An 11,416-nucleotide genomic window follows, 5' to 3' on the forward strand; every position below is an offset into this window, starting at 1 on the left:
CACCTACCCCACTGCACGTTCAAGGTTGCTGCGCCTTGCGCAGTTTTAATTAAAAAATAGAAATTTAAAAAGGATAAAAATGATAAAAAGTTATGTTTTAGGTTTTCCAAGAATCGGAGAGAAAAGAGAGTTAAAGCGCGCATTAGAGGGCTTTTGGGCTGGTAAAGAGGGCTTTAGTGAAGAGAATTTGCAAGAGACTGCAAAGACGCTTCGCCAAAGACACTGGAAATATCAACAAGACGCTGGCATTTCGGCCATTAGCGTTAATGATTTTTCATTTTACGACCTAATGCTTGATAACATCATCGCTTTTGGCGCTACACCTCCAAGATTTGCAAATTTAAGCGGCCTGGAGCAATATTTTGCTTGCTCAAGAGGCAATAAAAGTGGCGTTGCGATGGAGATGACAAAGTGGTTTAACACAAACTACCACTACATCGTGCCAGAGCTTAGCAGCGAGAGTAAATTTAGCCTAAAAGCTGACAAAATTTTAAATGAATACAAAGAGGCGAAGGCTAACGGCGTAAAAGGCAAGGTAAATTTGATCGGCCCTATCACATTTTTGGCCCTTTCAAAGACGACTGACGGCAGCTGCCCATTTAAGCACCTTGACGCTCTTGTAGGCGAGTACAAAAAGCTACTTGAGCAAATTTCTAAGCTTGATGATGAAATTTTAGTGCAGTTTGACGAGCCGATCTTTGTAACTGACAAAAATGAAAGCGACCTTTTGCCACTTATAACTAAGGTTTATAATGAGCTAACAGGTGTTGCTAGCAACATCAAGATCGTGTTTGCGACATATTTTGAGCATGCGATCAAGGCAGTTAGCGAAGTGGCTAAAACTAAAATTTACGGCATCGCACTTGATTTCATCCACGGCAAGAGAAATTTCGAAGCACTTGAGACTATCAAAAATAGCCATTTAACACTATTTGCTGGTGTGATCGATGGCAGAAATATCTGGAAAAGCAATATCGATGAAAAAGTAAAACTTGTTCATGAAATTTCAGAAAAAATAGGCAGCAAAGACTTTTACATCGGCACTTCATGCTCGCTTCTTCACGTGCCATACACTCTAAAATACGAAGAGAATTTAAACCCAGAGATCAAAAGCTGGCTAAGCTTTGCAGTTGAGAAGCTTGATGAGATCAAGATCATCACAAAACTAGCAAATGGCGAGAAGTTAAATGAGAGCGAAACAAAAATTTATGAAGAGAATAAAAATGCTGTTAAAACTCGCGCCACTTCAAAGCTCATCCACTCTGAAAGCGTTCAAAACCGCGTTAAAAATTTAAGCAAATTTGAGCGTGATGAGAAATTTGAAGACCGCATCAAAATTCAACGTGAAACGCTAAAATACGGCATATTGCCAACAACAACGATAGGTAGCTTCCCTCAAACGGTTGACCTTCGCGTACTTCGCCAAAATTTCAAAAAAGGCGAGATCGACGCGGCCGCTTATGAAGCAGGCATCAAAAAATACATCGATCACTGCGTGAAATTCCAAGAAGATATCGGCCTAGACGTGCTAGTACATGGCGAGCCAGAGAGAAACGACATGGTCGAGTACTTTGGCGAGCAGATCAGCGGATATGCATTTAGCCAAAATGGCTGGGTACAAAGCTACGGTAGCCGCTGCGTCAAGCCACCACTTCTCTTTGGTGACGTAAGCCGCCCAGAGCCGATGACTGTTAAGTGGATGAAATACGCTCAAAGTATCACAAAACATGTAATGAAGGGCATGCTAACAGGTCCTGTGACTATGCTAAACTGGAGCTTTGTGCGTGACGATCTTCCAAGAAGCGAGGTAGCAAAACAGCTTGCACTTTGTATCTACGACGAGATCGCAGACCTTCAAAACGCGGGCATCAGAGTGATCCAAGTCGATGAGGCAGCGTTTAAAGAGGGCTATCCGCTAAGAGCTGAAAATATCCCAGCTTATGAGAAATTTGCGGTTGATTGCTTTAAGCTTTCAGTAAGCTCAGCAGAGGCAAAAACTCAGATCCATACGCATATGTGCTACTCTGAATTTAACGATATTATTAAGACTATTGAGGCAATGGATGCTGATGTCATCAGTATCGAGACTGCAAGAAGTGGTAACGAGCTACTTAAAATTTTCAAAGCCGTTGGCTACAAACAAGAGGTTGGACCTGGCGTTTACGACATCCACAGCCCACGCGTGCCAAGTGTCGAGGAAATCGTCGCTCAGATCAAAGCTCTGCTTGAAGTCTTGCCAAAAGAGCAACTCTGGATCAACCCAGACTGCGGCCTAAAAACTAGAAAATGGGAAGAGGTCGAGCCGAGCCTTAAAAACATGGTAGAAGCCGTCAAGATCGTAAGAGGTCTATAAAATTTAATTAAAAAGGATTTGAAAAATGAAAAGGATTTTTCTATTTGTAATATTAGTTATATTTGCGTCCGGATGTAGTTCTGGACGCCACTCTATACCACTCAACAAAGGTGCGTACAAGCAAACAAATATCTATAGTATCAGCGAGGCTTTAAATTTAGAAGCTGCCAAAAAAGAGCTAGCAGGCTTTGAAAATGTGAGGCTTGAATTTGGCTCAAACGACCAAAATAAAAGCGTAATAAAGGCAAATGTAAAGGTTCAAAGATTTATCACTGATAGCGGGGATATAAAGGGCTATTGCCAAGAGGCTTTTGTCGCCGTCATAAAAAGATATATGATAGCTGCTAAAAAGCAAAATGCGGACGTGGCAAATATCGTAAGCTTTTGGCGAGCCGACGCGAAATACCTAAAAGACGAGTTTGTCTGCATGTCGTCAAAAAGTTCTGTTGGCGTGGTGATGAGGGCTGATCTAGTTCAAAAGTGAGAAAATGCTAAAAGAGAAAATTTTAAATAAAGAAAAAGGGCTCGTACTATATGGCCTTACGCCGCCAAAGGCCGAATTTGAGGAGTCCAAGCTGCGCGACATCTCGGATCGCTGGACGGGGCGGATAAATGATATCAAGGCCGATGGGCTCGTGCTTTACGAGGTGCAAGACGAGAGCGAGAGAAATGATAGCGAGAGGACATTTGAGTTTAGTGGGACGCTAAGCCCAGAAATTTACTACAAAAAGTACCTAAACGTCGCAACACCTAGTATATTTTACCGCGTGGCTAGCGGATACGGCGAGGATGAATTTCGCGCAGCGCTTAAGGCTCAAAGTTCAAATTTAAACGTGCTAGTGGGGGCAACTTCTAGCACGCAAAAAGTGAGTCTAAATTTAGCTCGCGCTTACGAGATCGCTAGCGAATTTAAAGAGTTGGCAGTGGGTGGCGTCTGTATCGCAGAACGTCACGGCAAAAAGGGCGATGAGCCACAAAGGATGCGTGAAAAGATCGCAGCTGGGGCTAAATTTTTCATATCGCAAGCGATATTTGACGCACAGCTAGCGCGTAAATTTTTAGAGGATTGTGCGGCTGCAAAGATAAGCGAGCCGATATTTCTTACATTTAGCACAGCGGGCAATGCAAAAACGCTTGAATTTATCAAATGGCTCGGAGTGAGCGTGCCAAGCTCGGTCGAAGAAAGGCTAAATTTAAGCTCTGACTACCTGGCTAGTAGCTGCGAGATCATCAAAGAAATTTGGTGCGAGCTAAAGAAATTTGGCGATGAAAATGGGCTAAATTTAAGCATAAATATAGAAAGCGTAATGGCAAAACGCGCCGAGATAGAAGCGAGCTTGGAGCTAACGCATAAGATGAGAGAGTTATTATGATCTAGTGAGTGAAGGTCATCAAATTTATCTATTTAAAAGTGAGTTTTTGGTTTAATTAAATAAAATTTTTAATATTAATTTAAAGTTGAAATAAATTATGACTAATATATTATTATGCGGTGGTTCTGGTACGCGACTATGGCCTATTAGTAGGACTTTGATGCCAAAACAATTTATTAAATTATTTGATGATAGGTCTCTTTTTCAGCTAACAGCACTGCGAAATAGTGAAATTTGTGATGGGACATTTGTTATAACAAACATTGATCATTACTACTTAGCAATGGATCAGATAGAAAATTTAAATATCACAAATTTCAAATATCTGCTTGAGCCAGTTGGTAGAAATACTGCTCCAGCGATCACATTGGCTTGTCTCGCACTTGATCCAAATGAAGTGGTTTTAGTAACGCCATCGGATCATTTGATAAAGGATATTAAAGAGTATCAAAAGAGCGTAAAGGTAGCAAAAGAGCTGGCTGAACAAAATTTTTTAGTTACTTTTGGCATAAAACCAAGTTCGCCTGAGACTGGATTTGGTTATATTGAGAGTTTTAGCGGTGATGTAAAGGCTTTTTATGAAAAGCCAGACTATGAAAGGGCAGTTAAATTTCTAAAAGATCAGAATTTCTACTGGAATTCAGGCATGTTTGTCTTCAAAGCAGGTGTTTTTCTGGATCAGATGAAAATTTTTGCCCCTGAGATACTTGAAGCATGTAAGCTAGCTTTCAATAACGCAAAAAAAGACGAATTTGATATTAAAATAGACACTACCGATATGCAAAATATCCCACAAAACAGCATAGATTATGCTGTGATGGAAAAATCAGATATCGTAAAAATGGTAGCTCTAGATGCGTCTTGGAGCGATCTTGGAAGCTTTGATAGTTTGGATGAGCAGCTACTAAAAGATGCCAATGGCAATACAATAAATAGCGATCTGGTGCAGATAAATTCTCACAATAATCTAGTCTTATCCAGTGGCAAAAAAATAGCCTTGATAGATGTTGATGATCTAACTATAGTTGATACAAAAGATGCTCTTTTAATATCTAAAAAGTCCTCTAGCCAAAAAGTAAAAAATGTGGTGGAAATTTTAAAAAAGGAGAGCTCCGAGCTTTGTAATGCTCACCTTACTACAAATAGGCCTTGGGGAAACTACACTGTTCTTGAAAATCAAGATGGCTATAAGATAAAAATAATAGAGGTAAAGCCTGGTAAAAGGCTATCTTTGCAAAAGCATTTTCATAGAAATGAGCACTGGATAGTACTATCAGGTAGTGCCACTGTGACTATCGGTGAGATAACTAGACTTGTTTGTCCTAATGAGTCTATCTATATAAAAATGGGTGAAATTCATAGGCTATCTAATGAAGGTAAGATCCCTGTGGTTTTAATAGAAGCTCAAGTCGGCGAATATACAGGCGAAGATGATATAATTCGCCTAGATGATGATTTTAAAAGGTGATTTATGGATAAGAAAGTAGCGTTAATAACTGGTATAACGGGTCAAGATGGATCGTATCTGGCGGAATTTTTACTAAAAAAAGGTTATATAGTCCATGGTATAAAAAGGCGAACAAGTCTTTTTAATACAGATAGGATAGATCATCTTTATCAAGATCCACATGTTGATAATAGAAACTTTTTCTTACACTATGGTGATATGACGGACTCTATGAATTTAACAAGGATCATCCAAGAGGTACAGCCAGATGAAATTTATAACCTAGCTGCCATGAGCCACGTGCATGTAAGCTTTGAGACTCCAGAGTATGTCGCAAATGCTGATGGCACAGGCACTCTTAGGCTTCTTGAAGCTATAAGGATACTAGGGCTTGAGAAAAAGACAAAAATTTATCAGGCATCTACATCTGAGCTTTACGGAAAAGTGCAAGAGACACCGCAGAGCGAGACTACGCCATTTTATCCAAGAAGCCCTTATGCTGTCGCAAAGATGTATGCGTACTGGATAACGGTTAATTATAGAGAGGCTTATGGCATTTTTGCTTGTAATGGTATATTGTTTAACCATGAATCACCAGTTAGAGGTGAGACATTTGTAACTAGAAAGATCACAAGGGCAGCTAGTAAGATAGCGCTTGGGCTTCAAGACAAGCTTTATCTTGGAAATTTAGATGCCAAAAGAGACTGGGGTCATGCAAAAGACTATGTGAAGATGATGTGGATGATACTTCAAGCTCCAGAGCCAGAAGACTGGGTAATAGCAACTGGCCAAACAACAGCGGTTAGAGATTTTGTAAAATTTGCATTTGCCTATGCTGGTATAAATTTGAGATTTGAAGGAGCCGGCGTAGATGAAGTAGGAGTCGTGGACTCACTAAATTTTGAAAAGGCAAAAGAGTTAAATTTAAATTTATCTCATTTAAGTGTTGGTCAAACTGTGGTTTGTGTGGATCCAAGATACTTTAGACCAACGGAGGTTGATTTGCTACTTGGAGATCCTAGTAAGGCAGAGAAAAAACTAGGCTGGAAGAGAGAATTTAACCTTCAAGATCTAGTAAATGATATGATGAAATCAGACTTAAAGCTCATGACAAAAGACGTCTATTTAAAAGATGGCGGATATGAGATAATGAGCTATTTCGAGTAAAAAATGGATAAAAATAGCGAAATTTATGTAGCAGGACATAAGGGACTGGTAGGCTCTGCTATAGTGAGAAATTTAAAATCAAAAGGCTATGAAAATATAATCACAAGAACTCATAGCGAGCTTAATCTTATGGATCAAAAAGCTGTTTGTGAGTTTTTTGAAAAAGAAAAACCTGAGTATGTAGTACTGGCCGCTGCAAAGGTTGGCGGAATAGTGGCTAATAGTACGTATAGGGCTGATTTTATATATGAAAATTTACAAATTCAAAATAATGTGATCCATCAAAGCTATGTGCATAAGGTAAAAAAACTATTATTTCTGGGAAGTACTTGCATATATCCTAAAGATGCTCCACAGCCAATGAGTGAGGAGGTGCTTTTGACATCTCCACTTGAATACACAAATGAGCCATACGCGATCGCTAAAATAGCTGGCATGAAGATGTGTGAGAGCTATAATCTGCAATATGGTACAAATTTCATATCTGTAATGCCTACAAATTTATATGGTCCAAATGATAACTTTGATCTAGAAACTTCGCATGTATTACCAGCACTTATAAGAAAGATACACTTAGCAAAGCTTTTAAGCGAAGAAAAATTTGATGAAGTGGTAAAGGATCTAAAAGCAAGAGATATAAATGAAGCTATGGCTTATCTTGATAAATTTGGTATTTCAAAAGATAGAGTAGAAATTTGGGGTACAGGAGAGCCTAGACGGGAGTTTCTGCACTCAGAAGATATGGCCGATGCCTGCGTGTTTTTACTGGAGAATAGAGACTTTAAAGATACTTATGATAAAAATAGCAAAGAGATAAGAAATACGCATATAAATATAGGCACAGGCAAAGATATCTCGATAAATGAGCTAGCAAATTTGGTTAAAAATATAGTTGGCTTTAAAGGCGAGCTATACTTTAATGATAGTAGGCCCGATGGTACGATGCTAAAACTAACGGACCCGTCTAAGCTCTACTCTCTTGGTTGGAGGTATAAAATAGAGCTTGAAGATGGCATAAAGACACTTTATGAGTGGTATTTAAATGGCTAATCCAAAAAAGCTGTTAGCAATAACAACAAGGCAAGAAAAGAAAAATTTTATAATTTTGATTTTTATGAGTATTTTTTTGTCGATCATTGAAACTGTTGGAATATCTGCTATTATGCCATTTATCACTTTGGCATCAGATCCATCAAAAATAGTTAGCAATAAATACTCAAAAATGGTTTATGATTTTTTTGAATTTTCTACCACTACAAATTTTATGATATTTTTTGGACTTTTTTTAATAGGATTTTATATTTTTAGAGCTACTTATTCGATGCTTTATAATTATATACTTAATAAATTTGCGTTTGGAAGATTTCATGCTTTTGCATTTAGGCTTTTTAAAAACTATACAAATTTACCGTATAAAAGATTTGTAAAAAGAAATAGTGCAGAATTAATAAAGACTATTGTAAATGAAGCCTCAAATCTTTCTTTTTATATGCAAAGCCTACTTTTGATATTCTCGGAATTTTTTACTGTAGTATTGCTGTATGCCTTATTGCTTTTAATGGATTGGAAAATGACTCTAGTTTTAACTATTCTTTTGGGGGCAAAAGTATTATTTTTATTGTTTTTTCTAAAAAAAAGAATAGAAAAAGAGGGTTTAAAAAGGTCAATAATGCAATCAAAATTTTACAAAATTTTAAATGAAACATTTGGTAATTTCAAAATTATAAAACTTATACAAAATGAAGAAAAACTTTATAGTGAATTTTCAAACATAAGCTATGGTTATGCTAGGGCCAATATTGTAAGCAATACCTTAAGCCAACTGCCTAGGCTTTCTCTAGAAACGATTGGTTTTAGCGTTCTTATAGGAATTGTTGTTTATGTTCTTTTTCAATATAACGATGCAAACTTTGTTTTGCCAATTATTTCTATGTATGCCCTAGCTTTATACAGAATTCTTCCCGCTTTAAACAGAATACTTTCTAACTATAATACTCTTTTATTTTTATCTAACTCTCTTGATGTTGTATATAGTGATCTTAGCTATACTCCACAAATAGAAGGTAAAGATTTTATAGATTTTAAAAACAAAATAGAATTAACAAATATAAGCTTTGAGTATAACAGAAATAAAAAGGTTCTAGAAAACATCAATATAATTATAAACAAAGGCGATAAAGTTGCTTTTATGGGAGAGAGTGGAAGTGGAAAGTCTACTCTAGTTGATTTGATTATTGGATTATATAAGCCACTTAGTGGTGAAATAGTTATAGATGATAAGAAATTAACCACTGATAATGTAAAATCTTATAGGTCAAAAGTAGGCTATATACCACAATCAATATACCTTTTTGATGGCACGGTTGGAGAAAATGTGGCCTTTGGCTACGAATACAATAAAGAAAAAATTATAGAAGTTCTAAAAAAGGCTAATATATATGATTTTTTGTATTCGAAAGAAGGTATAGATACTTTGGTTGGAGATGGTGGAATCCAGTTAAGTGGTGGGCAAAAACAAAGAATAGGAATAGCTAGAGCTCTATATAGTGACCCAGAAATTTTAGTACTAGATGAAGCAACAAGTGCTTTAGATAATGAAACAGAAGCAAAAATAATGGATGAGATATACGAAACAAGTCAAGATAAGACATTGCTAATCATTGCACACAGATTAAGCACAATTGAAAGATGCGATAGAAAAATAATGCTATCTAATGGAAAAATAATATGAATAATATCTTAAGCTTAATAGGACGCACGAAAAATCTCTTTGAGGATGACATAAATGCACTTGATAAAGACCTAAAAGAGATAGTCTCAAGCTCAAGCTTTCTAGTTATCGGTGGAGCAGGATCTATAGGCTCTGCCGTGACAAAAGAGATCTTCATAAGAGACCCCAAAAAACTCTACGTCGTTGATATCTCTGAAAACAACCTTGTTGAGCTAGTGCGCGACATAAGAAGCGAGTTTGGATATATAAGTGGCGATTTTAAAACTTTTGCCATAGATGTTGCAAGTGCTGAGTTTGACGCACTTTTGGTGCAAAGTGGTGGATTTGACTACGTGCTAAATTTATCAGCGCTAAAGCACGTTAGAAGCGAAAAAGACCCATTTACACTCATGAGAATGCTTAAAACAAACATCTTTAACACTGATAAAACGCTAGCGCAAGCTTGCAATATGAAGTCAAAAAAATATTTCTGCGTCAGTACCGACAAGGCCGCAAACCCTGTAAATTTAATGGGAGCTAGCAAGCGCATAATGGAGATGTTTGTGTTTAGGCACTCTTTAGAGATCGACGTCTCGATGGCTAGGTTTGCAAACGTAGCATTTAGCGACGGCTCGCTTCTTTTTGGTTTTCAAAAACGCATAGAAAAGTCTCAGCCCATAGTCGCTCCAAACGACGTCAGACGCTACTTTTTAACGCCAAAAGAGAGCGGTGAGCTCTGCCTTTTAAGCACTATTTTTGGCGAAAATAGAGATATATTTTTCCCAAAATTAGATGAAAATTTAGACCTCATAACATTTAGCGAGATAGCCAAGCGATACTTAGCAAATTTAGGCTATGAGCCATTTTTGTGTGAAAATGAGGAGGAGGCTAGAAAGCTAGCCAAAGTGCTTCCAAAAGATGGCTTTTACCCTTGTCTTTTTGCGCCTAGCGACACGACTGGAGAGAAGGACTACGAGGAGTTTTTCGTTGATGGCGAGAGACTTGACATGCAAAGACTTCAAAATATCGGCATAGTCAAAAATGATGCAAATTTTGACAGCAAAAAGCTAGAAATTTTCAAAAACAATATCTTAAATTTAAAGTCAAGCTTAACATGGAGCAAAGAGGACGTTTTGCGTGAAGTTTTCGAGCTCATACCAAATTTTATGCATAAAGAAACAGGAAAGTATCTCGATGAAAAAATGTAATTTTGACGAGGTTTTAAAATTTATAAAAAGCACCTTTGGCAAAGACAAAGTCCCGCTTCACGAGCCTAAATTTATAGGCAATGAGAAAAAATATCTACTTGAGTGCATCGACTCTAGCTTTGTCTCAAGTGTCGGCAAATTTGTCGATGAGTTTGAGAGCAAGCTAGCTCAAATGGTCGGTGCTAAATTTGCAGTTGCCACGACAAATGGCACCTCGGCGCTTCACATCTGCCTAAAACTAGCTGGCGTAGAGCAAAATGACGAAGTGATCACGCAGCCAGTTACTTTTATAGCCACTTGTAACGCCATTAGCTACCTTTTTGCAAAGCCAGTTTTCGTGGATGTTGATCTTGATACACTTGGTATGTCGCCAGCGTCACTTAGTGCGTTTTTGGAGAAAAACTGTGAGCTAAAAGGCGGCAAATGTGTCAATAAAACTAGCGGTAGGATATTGCGAGCCTGCGTACCTATGCAAACTTTTGGACTGCCTTGCAAGATAGATGAGATAGCTGAAATTTGCAATCGTTGGAACATTGCTTTAGTAGAAGACTGCGCCGAGAGCCTTGGCAGCTACTACAAAGGCACTCATACGGGGAATTTTGGCAAGCTTGCAGCGATGAGCTTTAATGGCAATAAGATAGTCACAAGCGGAGGTGGCGGAGCTATCATCACAAACGATGAGGAGATAGCAAAGCACGCTAAATTTATCACCACAACGGCTAAGGTGCCACATCCTTTTGAGTATCGTCACAGCGAGATCGGCTATAATTACCGCTTGCCAAATTTAAATGCGGCCCTGCTTGTGGCACAGCTTGAAAATTTGGAGCTATTTTTAAAGAGCAAACGCGAGCTTGCGATGATCTATAAAGAGTATTTTTCTAAATTTGATGATGTGAAATTTATAGATGAGCCAGCAGACGCTAGGTCAAATTTTTGGCTAAATGCGGTGCTTTTTGAAAGCCGTGAAAAGCGAGACGAGTTTTTGAAATTTAGCAATGAAAATGGCGTTTTCACGCGTCCTATCTGGCAGCTCATGAATGAACTTGACATGTTTAAGGACTGCCAAAGAGATGAACTAAAAAATGCTAAATTTCTAAGCGACAGGATAGTAAATATCCCAAGTAGTGCAAGGGTGTAGCCATATATGCAAAATAATAA

9 protein-coding genes are annotated in these 11,416 nt (G+C 37.9%); all 9 read left to right on the forward strand.

The window, feature by feature from the left end; genetic code table 11:
• Nucleotides 1-79: 79 nt before the first annotated feature.
• A complete protein-coding gene (gene metE, locus CVS86_RS04730; RefSeq protein ID WP_107791140.1) occupies nucleotides 80-2,353 on the forward strand; it encodes a 5-methyltetrahydropteroyltriglutamate--homocysteine S-methyltransferase in 2,274 nt (757 codons plus the stop codon).
• A 25-nt stretch (nucleotides 2,354-2,378) separates the two neighbouring features.
• On the forward strand, nucleotides 2,379-2,837 hold the full coding sequence (locus tag CVS86_RS04735; RefSeq protein WP_035169741.1) for a hypothetical protein: 459 nt from the start codon (nucleotides 2,379-2,381) through the stop codon (nucleotides 2,835-2,837).
• 4 nt (nucleotides 2,838-2,841) lie between these two features.
• The gene (locus tag CVS86_RS04740) at nucleotides 2,842-3,726 is read left to right on the forward strand and encodes a methylenetetrahydrofolate reductase (RefSeq protein WP_107791141.1); all 885 of its coding nucleotides are present in this window, start codon (nucleotides 2,842-2,844) and stop codon (nucleotides 3,724-3,726) included.
• Nucleotides 3,727-3,823: 97 nt separating this feature from the next.
• A complete protein-coding gene (locus CVS86_RS04745) occupies nucleotides 3,824-5,194 on the forward strand; it encodes a mannose-1-phosphate guanylyltransferase/mannose-6-phosphate isomerase (RefSeq protein WP_103640170.1) in 1,371 nt (456 codons plus the stop codon).
• A gap of 3 nt (nucleotides 5,195-5,197) precedes the next feature.
• Complete coding sequence (gene gmd, locus CVS86_RS04750) at nucleotides 5,198-6,340, forward strand: GDP-mannose 4,6-dehydratase (RefSeq protein ID WP_103617830.1); 1,143 nt, start codon at nucleotides 5,198-5,200, stop codon at nucleotides 6,338-6,340.
• Nucleotides 6,341-6,343: 3 nt separating this feature from the next.
• On the forward strand, nucleotides 6,344-7,390 hold the full coding sequence (locus CVS86_RS04755) for a GDP-L-fucose synthase family protein (protein WP_107791142.1): 1,047 nt from the start codon (nucleotides 6,344-6,346) through the stop codon (nucleotides 7,388-7,390).
• A complete protein-coding gene (locus CVS86_RS04760; RefSeq protein ID WP_107791143.1) occupies nucleotides 7,383-9,071 on the forward strand; it encodes an ABC transporter ATP-binding protein in 1,689 nt (562 codons plus the stop codon). The genes CVS86_RS04755 and CVS86_RS04760 overlap by 8 nt, the downstream gene beginning before the upstream one ends.
• Nucleotides 9,068-10,258, forward strand: a complete 1,191-nt coding sequence (locus tag CVS86_RS04765; protein ID WP_107791144.1) for a UDP-N-acetylglucosamine 4,6-dehydratase — start codon at nucleotides 9,068-9,070, stop codon at nucleotides 10,256-10,258. Before CVS86_RS04760 ends, CVS86_RS04765 begins: the two co-directional genes overlap by 4 nt.
• On the forward strand, nucleotides 10,245-11,396 hold the full coding sequence (locus tag CVS86_RS04770; protein WP_107791145.1) for a LegC family aminotransferase: 1,152 nt from the start codon (nucleotides 10,245-10,247) through the stop codon (nucleotides 11,394-11,396). Before CVS86_RS04765 ends, CVS86_RS04770 begins: the two co-directional genes overlap by 14 nt.
• The last annotated feature ends 20 nt before the right edge of the window (nucleotides 11,397-11,416 follow it).

The sequence above is a fragment of the Campylobacter concisus genome (genome assembly GCF_003048605.1).
Classification (GTDB): domain Bacteria; phylum Campylobacterota; class Campylobacteria; order Campylobacterales; family Campylobacteraceae; genus Campylobacter_A; species Campylobacter_A concisus_BM.